This is a genomic window from Caulobacter sp. X (assembly GCF_002742635.1).
GTDB lineage: Bacteria > Pseudomonadota > Alphaproteobacteria > Caulobacterales > Caulobacteraceae > Caulobacter.
In genome coordinates this window covers 1,875,796-1,890,713 of record NZ_PEGF01000002.1, presented here as the reverse complement: position 1 = coordinate 1,890,713, position 14,918 = coordinate 1,875,796, and the positions used below count along the sequence as shown (strand labels likewise).

General features: G+C 69.0%; 14 protein-coding genes. 5 read left to right on the top strand and 9 right to left on the bottom strand.

What is annotated here, in order from left to right; genetic code table 11:
• Positions 1-34 precede the first annotated feature (34 nt).
• Positions 35-385: a DMT family protein gene (locus tag CSW60_RS21410; protein ID WP_099539058.1), complete on the bottom strand. Its 351-nt coding sequence runs from the start codon at positions 383-385 to the stop codon at positions 35-37.
• Positions 386-713: 328 nt separating this feature from the next.
• Between CSW60_RS21410 and CSW60_RS21405 the strand changes: the two genes are divergently transcribed.
• The 3 genes from CSW60_RS21405 to CSW60_RS21395 all read left to right on the top strand — a co-directional run bounded on the left by CSW60_RS21405 (position 714) and on the right by CSW60_RS21395 (position 3,531).
• Complete coding sequence (locus tag CSW60_RS21405) at positions 714-1,052, top strand: P-II family nitrogen regulator (RefSeq protein ID WP_004623580.1); 339 nt, start codon at positions 714-716, stop codon at positions 1,050-1,052.
• A gap of 22 nt (positions 1,053-1,074) precedes the next feature.
• Positions 1,075-2,607 carry an ammonium transporter gene (locus CSW60_RS21400; RefSeq protein ID WP_099539057.1) on the top strand — a complete coding sequence of 511 codons (1,533 nt, stop codon included), beginning with the start codon at positions 1,075-1,077 and terminating at the stop codon, positions 2,605-2,607.
• 117 nt (positions 2,608-2,724) lie between these two features.
• Complete coding sequence (locus CSW60_RS21395; RefSeq protein WP_099539056.1) at positions 2,725-3,531, top strand: lipid II flippase Amj family protein; 807 nt, start codon at positions 2,725-2,727, stop codon at positions 3,529-3,531.
• Here CSW60_RS21395 and CSW60_RS21390 read toward each other — a convergent pair.
• From CSW60_RS21390 to CSW60_RS21375, 4 genes are all read right to left on the bottom strand, one after another.
• Positions 3,528-4,163: a peptidylprolyl isomerase gene (locus CSW60_RS21390; protein ID WP_099539055.1), complete on the bottom strand. Its 636-nt coding sequence runs from the start codon at positions 4,161-4,163 to the stop codon at positions 3,528-3,530. The genes CSW60_RS21395 and CSW60_RS21390 overlap by 4 nt on opposite strands.
• 11 nt (positions 4,164-4,174) lie before the next feature.
• Positions 4,175-5,047 carry a 4-(cytidine 5'-diphospho)-2-C-methyl-D-erythritol kinase gene (locus CSW60_RS21385; protein WP_099539054.1) on the bottom strand — a complete coding sequence of 291 codons (873 nt, stop codon included), beginning with the start codon at positions 5,045-5,047 and terminating at the stop codon, positions 4,175-4,177.
• Positions 5,048-5,088: 41 nt separating this feature from the next.
• Positions 5,089-6,822, bottom strand: coding sequence for a tetratricopeptide repeat protein (locus tag CSW60_RS21380; protein ID WP_099539053.1), 1,734 nt, complete (start codon positions 6,820-6,822; stop codon positions 5,089-5,091).
• Between the two features lie 89 nt (positions 6,823-6,911).
• Positions 6,912-8,582, bottom strand: coding sequence for an electron transfer flavoprotein-ubiquinone oxidoreductase (locus tag CSW60_RS21375; protein ID WP_099539052.1), 1,671 nt, complete (start codon positions 8,580-8,582; stop codon positions 6,912-6,914).
• Positions 8,583-8,794: 212 nt separating this feature from the next.
• Between CSW60_RS21375 and CSW60_RS21370 the strand changes: the two genes are divergently transcribed.
• Positions 8,795-9,613, top strand: a complete 819-nt coding sequence (locus CSW60_RS21370) for a uracil-DNA glycosylase (protein WP_099539051.1) — start codon at positions 8,795-8,797, stop codon at positions 9,611-9,613.
• Positions 9,614-9,668: 55 nt separating this feature from the next.
• Positions 9,669-11,267, top strand: a complete 1,599-nt coding sequence (locus CSW60_RS21365; RefSeq protein WP_099539050.1) for a lytic transglycosylase domain-containing protein — start codon at positions 9,669-9,671, stop codon at positions 11,265-11,267.
• Positions 11,268-11,419: 152 nt separating this feature from the next.
• Here the strand turns inward: CSW60_RS21365 and CSW60_RS21360 are convergent, their stop codons facing one another.
• From CSW60_RS21360 to CSW60_RS21345, 4 genes are all read right to left on the bottom strand, one after another.
• The gene (locus CSW60_RS21360; protein ID WP_099539049.1) at positions 11,420-11,878 is read right to left on the bottom strand and encodes a cell wall biosynthesis glycosyltransferase; all 459 of its coding nucleotides are present in this window, start codon (positions 11,876-11,878) and stop codon (positions 11,420-11,422) included.
• A 266-nt stretch (positions 11,879-12,144) separates the two neighbouring features.
• Positions 12,145-13,245, bottom strand: coding sequence for a PA0069 family radical SAM protein (locus CSW60_RS21355; RefSeq protein ID WP_099539048.1), 1,101 nt, complete (start codon positions 13,243-13,245; stop codon positions 12,145-12,147).
• Between the two features lie 52 nt (positions 13,246-13,297).
• Complete coding sequence (locus CSW60_RS21350) at positions 13,298-14,548, bottom strand: RNA polymerase sigma factor (RefSeq protein ID WP_099539047.1); 1,251 nt, start codon at positions 14,546-14,548, stop codon at positions 13,298-13,300.
• The gene (locus CSW60_RS21345) at positions 14,545-14,916 is read right to left on the bottom strand and encodes a YciI family protein (RefSeq protein ID WP_099539046.1); all 372 of its coding nucleotides are present in this window, start codon (positions 14,914-14,916) and stop codon (positions 14,545-14,547) included. The genes CSW60_RS21350 and CSW60_RS21345 overlap by 4 nt, the downstream gene beginning before the upstream one ends.
• Between the last annotated feature and the right edge of the window lie 2 nt (positions 14,917-14,918).

The following is a 14,918-nucleotide window of genomic DNA, read 5'->3' as shown; positions in this document are numbered from 1 at the left end:
TTCCCCGATCACGCCCTCGTGAATACCTTGGCCGTCAGCGGAAGAAGAACACCATGGCCGCGCCACAGACGATCAGGCCAAACCCCACCAACGTGGTCCACTTAATCGCCTCGCCCAGATAGAAATAGGAAAACAGCGTGAAGACGATCAGGGTGATCGCTTCCTGCCCCGTCTTAAGCTGAGCCGTGGAATACATGCCGCTGCCGATCCGGTTGGCCGGAACCGCCAACATGTATTCAGGCAAGGCGATCAGCCAGCTCGACAAGATCGCGACGGGCAAAGCCAGGCTCTTGTGCTTGAGATGACCATACCAGGCGAAGGTCATGAAGATGTTGGACGCCACCAGCATCAGCCAGGGCGCGACCTTCAGGACGAGAGGCGGCATGCGGGGGGTCTCCGAAGCGGGCGCATGGGAAGCGCGGCACCCTAGGACAAGTGCCGCCGCCGGCGCCAGAGCCGTCCCGTCAGACAAAAACGCCGTTTTGTGACGCAGGCGGATCGCGCAGCGCTCAAAAATTAGGCGCCTCGGGCAATTCCTTTCCGAAACCTTTTCCCCGCGCGCCTTCACGGAACCGTCGCCGATAGCGTGGCCTGGCCGGGGAAAACGACGCGGCGCGTGAGTGCGCGGCGTCGGCGGTGATCACACCGGGGGCGATCTCGCTTCCCACAACCAAGCAAACAAGCCCGCGTCGCGGCGGGCCGGAGCAAGGCGGATGAAACTGATCATAGCGGTCGTCAAACCCTTCAAGCTGGACGAGGTGCGCGAAGCGCTCGTCGCCGCCGGCGTCGAAGGTCTGACGGTGTCGGAAGTGAAGGGCTACGGCCGCCAGAAGGGCCAGACAGAAATCTACCGGGGCGCCGAGTACCAGGTGAATTTCGTGCCGAAGGTGAAGCTCGAAGCGGTCGTCGACGACGCCTCCGCCGCCAAGGCGGTCGAGGCGGTCAAGGCCGCCGCCGCCACCGGCAAGATCGGCGACGGCAAGATCTTCGTCCTCAATGTCGAGGAAGCCGTCCGCATCCGCACCGGCGAAACCGGCTCGGCCGCGCTGTAATCGGGAACAAGGGGATACCGAGATGAAACTCACCTTCAAACCGCTGGCGGGGCTTATGCTCGCCGCGACCATCGCGGGGGCTCCGCTGGGGGCGACCGCCTTCGCCCAGGAGGCCGCGCCCGCGCCGGCCGCCGCGACCGCCGCGCCGGCCGAAGCCGCCCCGGCTCCGGCGCCCGCCGCCGCTCCCGCGGCCGCCGAGGCTCCCGCCATCGTCGACAAGAACGACAAGGGCGACAACGCGTGGATGCTGACCTCCTCGCTGCTCGTCCTCCTGATGATCCTGCCGGGCCTGGCCCTGTTCTACGGCGGCCTGGTGCGCGCCAAGAACATGCTGTCGGTCATGATGCAGGTCTCGACCGTCGCCCTGGTCGGCTTCGTGGCCTGGGTGTTCTGGGGCTACAGCTTCGCCTTCACCGACGGCGGCGGTCTCGACACCTTCGTCGGCGGCTTTGGCCGGCTGTTCCTGAAGGACGTCACCCCCGCCAGCAACGTCGCGACCTTCTCGACCGGCGTGGTGATCCCCGAATTCACCTTCATCGCCTTCCAGTCGACCTTCGCGGCCATCACCGCCGCCCTGGTGGTCGGCTCGCTGGTCGAGCGCATGAAGTTCGCCGCGATCGTCGCCTTCGCCGTGCTGTGGCCGCTGCTGTCGTACTACCCCATCGCCCACATGGTCTGGTGGTGGCCGGGTCCTGACGCGATCGCCACGGCTCCGACCGCGCCGATCAAGTCGGGCCTGCTCTGGGGCTTCGGCGCTCTGGACTTCGCCGGCGGCACCGTCGTCCACATCAACGCGGGCATCGCCGCCCTGGTCGGCGCCCTGATCCTCGGCAAGCGCCAAGGCTTCGGCAAGGAGCCGATGCCCCCGCACTCGCTGACCCTGACCCTGGTCGGCGCCGGCCTGCTGTGGGTGGGCTGGTTCGGTTTCAACGCCGGTTCGAACCTCGAGTCGAACGGCTACGCCTCGCTGGCCATGATCAACACCTTCGTCGCCACCGCGGCCGCCGGCCTGTCGTGGATCATCGTCGAATGGGCCACCCGCGGTAAGCCGTCGGCCCTGGGCCTGGCCTCGGGCATCGTCGCCGGCCTCGTCGCCGTCACCCCGGCCGCCGGCTTCGCCGGTCCGATGGGTTCGGTGATCCTGGGCCTGATCGTCTCGCCGATCTGCATCTTCTTCTGCTCGGTCGTGAAGAACGCGCTGAAGTACGACGACAGCCTGGACGCCTTCGGCATCCACGGCATCGGCGGCATGGTCGGCGCCCTGGCCACCGGCCTGCTGGTCAATCCGAAGTGGGGCGGCGCCGGCATCGTCGACTACACGACCTGCGCCAAGGACGGCGACATCTCGACCTGCGACGCCCTGGCCTCGTACGAGCCGATCGCCCAGCTGCTGATCCAGGCCAAGGCCGTCGGCGTCACGATCATCTGGTCGGCCGTGGCTTCGGCCATCGTCTTCTTCGTGATCAAGCTGATCATCGGCCTGAAGGCTTCGCCGGAAGCCGAGGAAGAAGGCCTGGATATCTCGGAACACGGCGAGCGCGCCTACCACAGCTAAGGCTGGCGTAGGTCCTCACCAAGGTCCGAAGGGCGCGGAGAGCGATCTCCGCGCCCTTTTCCTTTGCGACTCGCGGCGCGTTGGCCAAGCTGCGCCCTCGACCGGAGATCGCCACCCATGGACGCCCAACTCTTTCTGCTTTGCGTCCTGACCTTCGTGATCCACCTGATCGGCGCCCTGGCCTATGCGGTGCGGATCGCCGGCGTGCGCACGCGACGGATCGCCATGTCGTTCGCCCTGTTCAATGTGCTGGTGCTGCTGTCGCGGACCTCGAACGCCTTCCAGGGGCCCTTCCTGTCGAAGCGGATCGAGACCAACCTGACCGCGGGAACCGGCGGACATCTGCTGGCCGACTTCCAGTGGCTGATGGCCAGCGCCAGCCTGGCCGCCTTGGTCGGCGCCCTGGCCATTCCCACCGCCCAGCGGCTGTTCACCCGAGCGGTGGCGCACTTCCAAGTCCATCGCTCGGTCCCGAAACTGCTGATGCACGCCTTCGCCAAGGGCGGGCTGTCCTATGTGCGCCAGTCGGCAGCCCTGCCCTCGCCCAGCCACCTGAAGGGTCTCAAGCAGAAGATCGACGTCCCCGTTCGGGTGATCGTGATGAACGTGCTGGCCCAGGCGCTGCTGACCGTGGGCGTCTTCGCCTCGCTGTACGCGGGCTATCTCGCGCCCGACCTGCGCGTGACGGCCAGCCAGCTCTCGTCCGTGATCAACGGCGTGGCGACGATCCTGCTGTTCGTGTTGATCGATCCCTCCCTATCGATCATGACCGACGATGTGATGGAGGGCCGGGTCAGCGAACCCGCCTTCCGCCGCGCCGTCATCTGGTTCGCCGGCAGCCGGGTGGCGGGAACCGTGCTCGCGCAGGCGCTGCTGGTCCCGGCCGCGATGGCCATCGCTCAGCTGGCGCGGATGATCCCCTAGATCCGGCGGGCCGTAACGATCGGCACGACCGGGTCCAGCATCTGGCCTTCCATCACCGGGTTGGTCGCCTTGCCGGGCGTGGGCAGGTTCAGGATCTTGTGGACGATCTCCATGCCCTTGATCACCTGGCCGAAGGCGGCGAAGCCCAGGTTATCGCCCTCGCCGGCCGGATTGGCGTCGAGATACGGCGCCTCGCCGACGCAGATGAAGAAGTCCGAGTCTCCGCTCCCCGGTTCCTTCCGCGCCAGCGACACCGTGCCGTCCACGTGGCGAAGGCCCGTTTGGCTGGTCGGCTCATGCGCGATCGGCGGCAACAGCTTCTTGGGATCGCCCTGCAGACCGCCTTCAATCAGGCCATAGTCCACCGGGCTCTTGGCCTTGGCCGAGCGCCAGAAGCTGGCGCCGTCATAGCGCTTCTCGTCGACGTAGCGCAGGAAGTTCGCCGTGGTCAGCGGAGCCTGCTTGACCTTCAGCGCGATGACGATCGGTCCCAGGCTGGTCTCCAGGGACACCAGAACGTCGCCCGCCCCAGGCACGATCGGCGCGGGCGTCAAATTCAGGATCTGGGCCGAGGCCAGCCTCGGCGCGGCGGCCAGTCCGCCAAGAGCCGTCAGGATATCGCGGCGTTTCATGCGTCTCTCCCCTAGCTCAAGCGGCAGCGCCGCACCCACCAGTCCGGGCGGACCGCCTCGATGCGCTCGGCCAGGGTCTCGGCCTCGATGTCGCCGGCGCAGAGCGCGAAGCAGGTCGCGCCCGAGCCCGACATCCGGACCAGCAGACTTTCGGGCTGGTCGCGCAGCACGTCCAGCGCCTCGCCGATCAGCGGCTGCAAGGCGACCGCCGGCGCCTCCAGGTCGTTGCGGGTGGCGACGCCAAGCCAGGCGGCCGCCTCCTCGGCGGTCTCCAGCTCGGACGGAACGAATGGCCGCGCCGCGCCGTCCGGATGCACGGCGGCGTCATAGGCGCGGTAGACCGCGCCGGTCGGCGACGGGACGCCCGGATTGACCAGCACCGCGTGCAGCGCCGGCAAGGTCGGCGCGGGCGACAACACCTCCCCTCGCCCTTCGGCCATCAGGGCCGTCGCGCGGAAGCACGCCGCGCCATCGGCGCCGAGGCTCGCCGCCAGCGGCTCCAGATCATTGTCCGTGAATTGAGCCGCCAGCGCGTCGCGCAGCAGCTTCAGGGTCGCGCCCGCGTCGCTGGAGCCGCCGCCCAGGCCCGCCGCGATCGGCAGGCGCTTGTCGAGGATCAGGCGGTACGGCGGGACCGGGCCGCCCAGCTTGGCGTGGAACGCCCGCGCGGCCCTCAGAACCAGATTGTCGTCGCCGGCCGGAATGCTCGCGCCGAACGGTCCCGTCGTCTCGAACGCCGGCGCGTCGCTGGGCTGGATCATCAGCTGATCGCCGACGTCGGCGAAGACCATCAGACTGGAGATCGGATGATAGCCCTCGGCGTCCGGCCCGCCGACGTGGAGGAACAGATTGACCTTGGCGGGCGCGAAGGCGGAAAGCCGCATGGATCTTCAAAGCTCGGTTGCGAAAGCGGCCGTGCGATAGCTCAGTTGTGGGCGACCGTCGACTTGGCGATCGGCGTCGTCGCCGGCCCCAGGCCATTCTTCAGCTTGGCCTCGGCCTCGGCCTTCTGCTTGTCGTCGGGCTCCAGGCTCAGCACCCGCCGCCACTGGAAGGTAGCCTCGATCTTGCGCCCCACCTGCCAGTAGGCGTCGCCCAGGTGGCCGTTCACGTCGGGGTCGCCCGGCTCCATCTCGACGGCGGCTTCCAGCTTCTCGACGGCGGTCTTGTAGTCGCCCAGCCGGTAATAGGCCCAGCCCAGGGAGTCGAGCATGGCGCCCGACTGCGGCCGCGCGTCGACCGCCTTCTGGACCATGGCCAGCGCCTCCTTCAGGTGCTGGCCGCGATCGATCCAGCTGTAGCCCAGGAAGTTCAGCAGCTCGGGCTCGTCCGGATTGAGCTTCAGCGCCGCCTGCAGATCGCGCTCGGCCTCGGGCCAGCGGTCGCCCTGCTCCAGCGAGACCGCGCGCAGATACAGCAGACGCCAATCGGGCGAAGCGGCCTCGCGCGCGATGATCGGATCCAGCACCGCGACGGACTCGTTCCATTGGCTGTTGGACCGCAGGAGATCGGCCAGCGCCACCTGGGCGTCTCGGTCATTCGGCGCGGCCGCGGCCGCCGCGCGAGCCACCTCCAGCGCCTTGGCCTTGTCGCCCAGGTCGTTCAGGGACCAGGCGGTCTTGGTCTGGGCGGTGACATAGTGCGTCGAGGTCGCCGGCACGCGCGAGAACGCCTCGATCGCGCCCTTGGGATCCTCGTTCTGGTTCATCAGGTCGCCCAGCAGCACCCAGGCCTCGTCGCGACCAGGATCAAGCCGCAGCGCCAGGCGCAGATAGGCCTGGGCGAACTGAATCTGGCGCTCGCCGGCGAAGGTGGCCGCGCAGGCGATCAAGCCTTCCGCCGCGCCCTGGCGGATGGTGGGCGCGGGCGGCGGCGCGCCCTTGGCGGCGGCGCGGGCGCGGGCGCGCAACAGGCCGATATCGTTCGGCGCCGCGCGCAGGGCGCCATCGTACAGCGCCACGGCGTCGGCGTGACGCTTGCGACGCTCCAGGAACGCGCCGTAGTCCAGCGTGAAGATGCTGGCGGTCGCGGCGTTGGCGGTCAGCGCCTTGTAGTCGGTCTCGGCCTCGTCATAGCGCTTGGCGCGCTCAAGCAGCCGCGCCTGGCCCTGTTGGCCGAAGAACTGCACCAGCCTGTCGTTGCGCAGGACCGGCTGGACCACCGCCCCCTCCTTGTCGCCGGCCAGCGCCGCGGCCCACGGGCCCAGCAAGGCGGCCGCCTGCTGGTGCGGGAAGCCGGGCGGCGAGCTCTTCAGCAGCGTCTCGGCCGTCTTGCCGTCGCCCACCGCGATCGCCTCGACCACGCGGGTCAGCACGCTAAGCCGCTTGACCGCTTCGGGCGTGTCGGCGGCCGTCGGCGCCACCGCGGCGGCGCGCGTGATGTCGCCGGCCAGCAGCAGGGCCGTGAAAGCCCGCTCGCCGATCAGACCCGGGTCATCGTCCATCGAGGCGGCCGCGTCGAAATAGGTCGCCGCCTGCTTCGATTGGCCATCGCGCAAGGCCGCCTGGCCCGCCAGGAACTGACCGTAGGAACTGCGGGTGTCGAACAGCGGCGAGCCCAGCGCGATCGGCCCCCGCATCGTGATCTCACGGGGCACGCTGGAACAGGCGGCCAGGGCGGCGACGGAAACGCAGGCGAGGAGGACTTTGATACGCGTCATGGCCGCACCCTCGGAGGTTTCGAGGCGGTCCGCAACAAAAAGCCTCCCGGCCAGGACCGGGAGGCTTTCGAGCGCGTCAGGGACTGCTCCTACATGTTCGGATAGTTCGGTCCGCCGCCGCCTTCCGGCGTGGTCCAGACGATGTTCTGCGACGGATCCTTGATGTCGCAGGTTTTGCAGTGGACGCAGTTCTGGGCGTTGATCTGGAAGCGCGGATCGGACCCTTGCTCGTTGTAGAGCACCTCGTAGACGCCGGCCGGGCAGTACAGACGCGCCGGCTCGCCGTACTTGGGCAGGTTCACCGCGATCGGGATCGACGGGTCCTTCAGCTTCAGGTGCGCCGGCTGGTCTTCCTCGTGGTTGGTGGCCGACAGGAACACAGACGAGAGCTTGTCGAAGCTGATCACGCCATCGGGCTTGGGATAGACGATCGGCTTGTAGTCCTTGGCCAGGCCCGTCGAGGCCGCGTCGGTCTTATCGTGCTTCATCGTGCCGAAGAACGAGAAGCCGAACAGGTGGTTGGTCCACATGTCCAGCATGCCGAACGCGCCGCCCAAGGCGGTGCCGAACTTGCCCAGCAGCGGCTTGGCGTTGCGGACGACCTTCAGCTCCTTGGCGACCCACGAGTTTTCGTAGGACGTCTGGTAGGCGGTCAGCTCGTCGCTGGCGCGGCCAGCCTGGACCGCCTCGAACGCGGCCTCGGCGGCCAGCATGCCGGTCTTGACGGCGTTGTGGCTGCCCTTGATGCGTGGCACGTTGACGAAGCCGGCCGAGCAGCCGATCAGCGCGCCGCCCGGGAAGATCAGCTTCGGCACGGACTGGTAGCCGCCCTCGGTGATGGCCCGCGCGCCGTAGGCGATGCGCTTGCCGCCTTCCAGGTGCGGACGCACGGTCGGGTGCTGCTTGAAGCGCTGGAACTCGTCGAATGGCGACAGCCAGGGGTTCTTGTAGTTCAGGTGCACGACGTAGCCGATGGCCACGTAGTTGTCCCCGAAGTGGTACATGAAGCTGCCGCCGCCGGTCTTGTTGTCCAGCGGCCAGCCGGTGGTGTGCTCGGCCAAGCCCGGCTGGTGCTTCTCGGGCGGGACCTGCCACAGCTCCTTGATGCCGATGCCGTACTTCTGCGGCGACTTGCCGGCGTCGAGGTTGAACTTGGCGATCAGTTGCTTGGCCAGCGAGCCGCGCACGCCCTCGGCGATGAACACGTACTTGCCGTGCAGCTCCATGCCCGGCTGATAGTCCGGCTTGTGGTGGCCGTCCTTGGCGATCCCGACGACGCCGACCACCACGCCCTTGACCGAGCCGTCCGCGTTCCAGACCAGATCCGAAGCCGCGAAGCCCGGATAGATCTCGACGCCCAGCTCCTCGGCCTTGGTCGCCAGCCAGCGGGTGACGTTGGCCAGCGAGGCGATGTAGCAGCCGTGGTTGTGCATGAAGGGCGGCATCGCCCACATGGGCAGGGAAAGCTCGCCCTGCGGGCCCAGCAGCTTGAAGCGGTCCTTGGTGACCGGCGTCTCGAGCGGCGCGCCCTCTTCCTTCCAGTTCGGGAAGAGTTCGGCCAGGCCCTTGGGGTCGATCACGGCGCCCGACAGGATGTGCGCGCCGACTTCCGAGCCCTTTTCCAGCAGGGCGACCGAGATGTCGGTCCCGGCCTTGGCGGCCATCTGCTTCAGGCGGATCGCGGCCGAGAGCCCCGCGGGACCGCCGCCGACGATCACGACGTCGTACTCCATCGACTCGCGTTCGAGGTCTTCGCTCATGGGTTCTCCCGGCTGGGCCCTCCGGCCCGTCTTATGACTGTTTGAATCACAGCTTATCCGAACGTGACGCGGAGGCGGTCAAGCGTCCGCCGCAATTTTTCGCTGCGCCGCAGCGTAGACAAGGCCATCCCGACGCCCCCTGGTTCCGAATTCGGTGAGCGACTCCGCCAAAACCGCTGACTTTTTGGGTCTTCACCCTTTATGACGGTGACATGAGCCCCGCCGTCGATCAACGCGCCGTCGAGAGCCTGCTGGCCTTCTGGGCCGACGCGGGCGTCGAGGCCTCGTACGCCGACGCGCCGATCGATCGGCTGGCCGAGGGCGTGGCGATGCTGCGGGCCAAGAGCCAGCCGCCGCCTCCCCCGCCGCCGACGCGTCCAGGCCTGGCCGCCGTGCGGGGCCCCGACGTCGGAACGGCGATCGCCGCCGCCAAGGCCGCCGCGGCCGCCTGCCAGGATCTCGAAAGCCTGGCCGCCGCCATCGCCGCCTTCGACGGCTGCCCGCTGAAGACCCAGGGCGCCAAGCAGGCCGTGTTCTCGCGAGGCGTCGCCGATGCGCCGCTGATGATCATCGGCGAAGGCCCCGGCGCGGACGAAGACGCGCAAGGCCAGCCCTTCGTCGGCCGCGCCGGCAAGCTGCTGGACCGCATGCTGAAAGCCGCCGGCCTGGAAGGCCGCGTCTTCATCACCAACACCGTCTTCTGGCGGCCGCCCGGCAACCGCACGCCGACGCCGCAGGAGCAAGCCGTCTGCGCACCATTCGTCGAGCGTGCAATCGCTCTGGTGAAGCCCAAGATGCTGCTGCTGGCTGGCGGCGCCTCGGCCAAGGCCATGCTGAAACGCGACGAGGGCATCCTGTCGATGCGCGGTCGCTGGTTCGAGTGGCTGTCCGAGGACAAGGCCACCGAACTGCCCGCCATGCCGACGCTGCATCCGGCCTTCCTGTTGCGGACGCCGGCCCAGAAAAAGAAGGCGTGGCAAGATCTTCTGACATTAACCGAACGGCTTGATCGGCCCGAACGCCCCCACTAGAAGTTTCCCCCACCAGTTGAACGGGGACGCGCGGCTTCGGGGGCGCGGACAGCATTTGCCGCTTTGGACTCGCGCTCTGGCCGTCGTCTCGGCCGTCTTCCTATGCTTCACGGTCGCGCACGCCAGCGCGCTCGAACCCCTGTCGCAGGACGACGCGCGCGCCTATCGCGCCGCCTTCGCCGCCACGGATCGCGGTGACTTCGACGCCGCCGAGGCCGCCTTCGCCAATGTCCGGGACCGCAGTCTGGCCGGACGCTTGGCCTTCGCCAGGCTGATGCATCCGACGCTGTATTCGGCCCGCTATGACGAGCTGGCCGGCTGGCTGGATCGCTATGCCGACGAAGCGGGCGCCGAGCGCGTCTACGCCCTGGCGATCAAGCGCAAGCCGTCCGGCAAGCGCGTCGCGTCGCCGCTCATCCCGGCGCTGTTCGTCGCCGGCGATCGCGGTCCGCCGGCCGCCGACAAGGGACGCGCCGCGCGGGAGGCCTACTATTCCGGCGACATCCGCCGCGCCTATGCGCTGGCCGTCGCCAGCGGCGAGCGGTGGATCGCGGGGCTGTCGGCCTATCGCCTGGGCGAGGCCGCCCAGGCCCAGCGGTTCTTCGAGCAGGTCGCCGACGATCCCAATCAAGACGAATGGATGCGCGCCGCCGGCGCCTTCTGGGCCGCGCGCGCGGCCAGTCAGGCCGGCGGCGAGGATCGCGCCCGCCAATTCCTGGTCAAGGCCAGCGCCGCGCCGCACACCTTCTACGGCATGATCGCCGCGCGGCAGCTGGCGCTGACAGGCCTGGCGACGACCGACGACCTGGAAGACCCGATCGCGGCCCTGATCACCCGCGCCTCTTACGCCGGACCGGACAGCGCCTCGCTGGAGCGCCTGCTGCGCTCGGATCCGCGCGCCCATCGCGCCGCCGCCCTGGCCCAGATCGGCCGCTGGCGCGAGGCGGGCGAGGAGCTGCGCGCCGGCCTTTCCCTGGCCGACACAGAGACCCTGCGCGGCGACTGGACGACCCTGGCCCTCGCGCTCAACGCCAACGCGCCCCTGAACGCCGGCCGGCCGATGCGCCGGGTCGGCGGCGAGGACTATCCCCTGCCCGCCCTGGAGCCGATTGGCGGCTTCACGCTGGACAAGGCCCTGGTCTACGCCTTGGTGCGCCAGGAGAGCCGCTTCGACCCGCTGGCCGTCTCGAACGCCGGCGCCGTGGGGCTGATGCAGGTGATGCCCGTCGCCGCCGCTCGCGCCGCCGGCGACGACAAGCTGCTGGCCGACAACACGCCGCTGTTCGATCCGGCCTTCAACCTGCGGGTCGGCCAAGACTATTTCACCTGGCTGATGGATCGCGGCCTGCAGAGCCCCGACATCCTGCGCGCCGTCGCCGCCTATAACGGCGGGCCGGGCACGCTGAACCGCACGCTCCAGCAACTGGGCGGCGACTGCGACAGCCTGTTGCTGATCGAGAGCCTGCCGTTCCAGGAGACCCGCAACTATGTCGAGAAGGTGATGGCCAGCTACTGGACCTATCGCCGGCTGATGGGGGCCGAGAACCGCACCCTGGACGCCGTCGCCAGCGGCGCGCGGCTGGTCGATTTCCGCCTGGATCCCAAGGTGCAGCAGGCGACCTCGATCGGCGAGCTGGTCAGCGGTCTGCCGTAGGAACGGACCACTTCCGCCCTCCCCGGCGAAGGCCGGGGCCCAGATTCGTCCTGCGCAGTTGGCGTGAATGCGCCAGCCCACCTCGCTAAAGCCCGTACGCTCTGAATTCGATCTGGACCCCGGCCTTCGGCGGGGAGATCGGCGGAAAAGAGCTAGTAGGCCAGACGCCGCGCTTTAAGCACCTTGGCGAGCGCCCGCTCGTCACCGCCGCCGCTCGCCGGCCAGTCGAGACGCCGGACGAGCACCCCGTGCAATGGCCTGGCGAACAGCCCCCCCGGCGCGGCCAGAGCCGCCGCGGTCCCGCCGCCTCCCGCCAGGTGCTTCTCGACCGGCTCGCGCCAGCCCTCGCGCAAGGCCGGCGCCGCGCGCAGGGTCAGGACCCAGTCGCCGCGCGCCGCCGCCGCGCCCGCCGCGAAGCAGGCCGCCGCATCGCCCTCAAGGGAAACCAACCGAGCCCCACTGTCCTCGACCAAGGCCTCGACGCCTGGCGCGGACTGACCAACGACGATCACCTCCTTGACCAGGCCATCGACGGCGGCGGGCACCAGCATGGCCATCTGGGCGGCCAGACCCGGCAGGTCCTCGGAAGCGAGCAGCACGACGGAGATCATGCCCTTGCTTCGCCAGCGGGCCGCTCGGGGTCAAGCGACAAAGCCAAGCCTTGGCCGGATCGACATGTAAGACCCGCCTTCCTGGGCCCTGTGCCCAGGATCCATCGTTCCGTGGCCGTTGCATTCGAAAAGGGACCTTGGCCTCTCAGCTCCTGTTCTCCTCGATGTCAGAGCCCACCGCCACCATGGGTCCTGGGCACAAGGCCCAGGAAGTCAGGGTTCTTAGAAGGCGTGTTGAGCGCAAAGGCCTGTCGAGCGTCGCCCTCCTAGCCGAACAAGTCCATCTGCGCCCCGCCCAGCACCGGCCGCTGGAACTGGCCGCAGTCCAGCGGCGCCCAAGGCTGGTCCAGGCCGAACTTCTTGACCGCCAGGTGGAAGCGCTGGCGCAGGACCTCGGCGACCGGTCCCTCGCCGGTCATCCGCTCGCCCCAGCCCGAGCGATAGGTCTCGCCCCGCCGCACCTGGCGCACCAGCGACATCACCCGGCGCGCGCGGTCGGGATGGTCGGTCTCCAGCCACTCCTCGAACAGCTGGGCGATCTCGCGCGGCAGGCGCAGGGCGACATAGCCGGCGCCGCGCGCGCCAGCCTTGGCCGAGGCCTCCAGCACCGCCTCCACCTCGTGGTCGTTGAGGCCGGGGATCGCCGGGGCGAACATCACCGTCACCGGCACGCCCGCCTCGGTCAGCCGCCGCACCGCCTCGATCCGCTTGCCGGGCGTGGCCGCGCGCGGCTCCATGCTGCGGGCCAGCTTGCGGTCCAGGGTCGTGATCGAGATCGCCACCCGCGTCAGCTTCCGCTGGGCCAGCCGAGCATAGATGTCCAGATCGCGCAGGATCAGCGCCGACTTGGTGATGATCGTGAACGGGTGGCTGTAGCGCTCCAGCACGTCGATCACCTGCCGGGTCACCCGCAACTGTTTCTCGTCCGGCTGATAAGGGTCGGTGTCGCCGCCGATATGGATCGTCGCGGGCGTGTAGCTGGGCTTGGCCAGCTCCTTTTCCAGCAGCTCGCCCGCGTGCGGCTTGAAGAAGATCTTGCTCTCGAAGTCCAGGCCCGGTGAGAGGCCGAGATAGGCGTGGTTGGGCCGCGCATAGCAGTAGATGCAGCCGTGGCTGCAGCCGCGATAGGGATTGATCGAGCGGTCGAAGCCGACGTCCGGGCTCTGGTTGCGGGCGATGATCGTCCGCGACTTCATCGGCTGAAGCTCGGTCTTCAGCTGCTTGGGCTCTTCCTCCTCGCCCCAGCCGTCGTCGAAGGCCTCACGCTCCAAAGCCTCGAAACGTCCCGACCGGTTGGAGCGCGCGCCCCGCCCCCTGGGAACGGGGCCATTGGGAACCGCGCCCTTGATGTTCGCCGCCTGAGCCATGACGCGATCATGTCACGTCACGAGAACATTTCAAGAACATTTGAATGAGCACTCACGCGCCCGCCTCGGCCGCCAGGCGATCGAGATACTGGCGGATGCTGGCGGCTTCCGCGGCGGTGTTGGCCAGGGCGATGGCGCGGTCGAACGCCTGACGCGCCTCACGAGGGCGTCCGGCTTGCAGCAGGAAAGCCCCCCGCGCGCCGTGATAGTGGAAATAGCCGTCCAGCCGCGCGCCCAACGGTTCGACCATGGCCAGGGCGGCCTCGGGCCCGCGCACCTTGGCCGTCGCGACCGCGCGGTTCAGGGTCACCACCGGCGAGGGCTGCATGATCTCCAGGGTGGCGTAGAGCTGGTCGATGCCGCGCCAGTCGGTATCCTCGGGCCGCGCCGCCCGCGCATGCAGGGCGGCGATCGCGGCCTGCACCTGGTACGGCCCGGGATCGCGCTTGAGCATGGCCTTGTCGATCAGGGCGAGGCTCTCGCCGATCATCTTGCGATTCCAGAGGCTTCGATCCTGATCCTCAAGCAGGATGGCGGTTCCGTCGGCGGCGAAGCGCGCCTCGGCGCGGGCGTGCTGCAGCAGAAGCAAGGCGGTCAGGCCCATCATCTCCGGCTCGGCCGGGAACAGCCGCAGCAGCAGACGGGCCAGCCGGATCGCCTCGTCGCAGAGCCCGCTGCGCGCTTCCGCCGCCCGGCGGCCGGCCGAATAGCCCTCGTTGAACACGAGGTAGATCATGGCCGCCACGGCCGCGAAGCGCTGGGCGCGCTCCACCGGTCCCGGCGCCTCGAACGGCGCGTCGCCGGCGCCGATCCTGGCCTTGGCGCGGGTGATCCGCTGCTCCATGGCGCCCTCGCCCACCAGGAAAGCGCGGGCGATCTCGCGAACGGTGAGGCCCGAGACGATGCGCAGGGCGAGCGCGATCTGCTGGGTGGCCGGCAGGTCGGGATGGCAGCAGATGAACAGCAGGCGCAGGACGTCATCGCGATAGTGCGAGCCATCCAGCCGCTCGGCCGCGTCGGCCTCGGCGTCCTCGAGATCCGAGAGCAGCTCCTCGGGCGGCAGCGGGGCGTTGCGGCTGGTCTTGCGGACGGCGTCGATAGCGGCGTTGCGGCCGACCATGATCAGCCAGGCCGTCGGATCTCGCGGCGGGCCGTTCCTGGGCCAGGCCTTCAGCGCCCGCAGGCAGGCGTCCTGGAACGCCTCCTCGGCCGCGTCCATGTCGCGGAAGTAGCGCAGCAGCGCCGCCATGGCCTGGGGGCGAGCGGCGACGACCGCGCCCTCGATCCAGGCCAGGTCGGTCATGCGCCAGCCTCGCCGGGGTTGAACATCGCGATCGGCCGGATCTCGTAAGAGCCGCCGGGATTGGCCTTACCCAGGTCCTTGGCGACCTCCAGCGCATCGTCGAGGGAGTCGCAGTCGACGACGTAGAAGCCGAGCAACTGCTCCTTGGTCTCGGCGAACGGACCGTCCAGCACCAGCGGCGGATCGCGGTCCTTGCGCAGGGTCGTGGCGGCGGTCGTGGGCATCAGGCGGGCGACGGGGCCGAGCTTGCCCTCCCGCGCCAGGCGCTCCTGGACGACGCCCAGCTTCTCCATGACCGCGTCCTCCTCGTCCTTGGACCAGGCGCAGACGACGTCCTCATAGTTATAGCAGAGTATGGCGTAGAGCATCG

What these genes read in the sequence shown, in the direction of transcription:
- CSW60_RS21400 (WP_099539057.1), top strand. Translation starts at nt 1,075, where the DNA reads ATGAAACTCACCTTCAAACCGCTGGCGGGGCTTATGCTCGCCGCGACC.
- CSW60_RS21355 (WP_099539048.1), bottom strand. Translation starts at nt 13,245, where the DNA reads ATGGCTCAGGCGGCGAACATCAAGGGCGCGGTTCCCAATGGCCCCGTT.
- CSW60_RS21405 (WP_004623580.1), top strand. Translation starts at nt 714, where the DNA reads ATGAAACTGATCATAGCGGTCGTCAAACCCTTCAAGCTGGACGAGGTG.
- CSW60_RS21350 (WP_099539047.1), bottom strand. Translation starts at nt 14,548, where the DNA reads ATGACCGACCTGGCCTGGATCGAGGGCGCGGTCGTCGCCGCTCGCCCC.
- CSW60_RS21410 (WP_099539058.1), bottom strand. Translation starts at nt 385, where the DNA reads ATGCCGCCTCTCGTCCTGAAGGTCGCGCCCTGGCTGATGCTGGTGGCG.
- CSW60_RS21390 (WP_099539055.1), bottom strand. Translation starts at nt 4,163, where the DNA reads ATGAAACGCCGCGATATCCTGACGGCTCTTGGCGGACTGGCCGCCGCG.
- CSW60_RS21395 (WP_099539056.1), top strand. Translation starts at nt 2,725, where the DNA reads ATGGACGCCCAACTCTTTCTGCTTTGCGTCCTGACCTTCGTGATCCAC.
- CSW60_RS21375 (WP_099539052.1), bottom strand. Translation starts at nt 8,582, where the DNA reads ATGAGCGAAGACCTCGAACGCGAGTCGATGGAGTACGACGTCGTGATC.
- CSW60_RS21345 (WP_099539046.1), bottom strand. Translation starts at nt 14,916, where the DNA reads ATGCTCTACGCCATACTCTGCTATAACTATGAGGACGTCGTCTGCGCC.
- CSW60_RS21380 (WP_099539053.1), bottom strand. Translation starts at nt 6,822, where the DNA reads ATGACGCGTATCAAAGTCCTCCTCGCCTGCGTTTCCGTCGCCGCCCTG.
- CSW60_RS21370 (WP_099539051.1), top strand. Translation starts at nt 8,795, where the DNA reads ATGAGCCCCGCCGTCGATCAACGCGCCGTCGAGAGCCTGCTGGCCTTC.
- CSW60_RS21385 (WP_099539054.1), bottom strand. Translation starts at nt 5,047, where the DNA reads ATGCGGCTTTCCGCCTTCGCGCCCGCCAAGGTCAATCTGTTCCTCCAC.
- CSW60_RS21360 (WP_099539049.1), bottom strand. Translation starts at nt 11,878, where the DNA reads ATGATCTCCGTCGTGCTGCTCGCTTCCGAGGACCTGCCGGGTCTGGCC.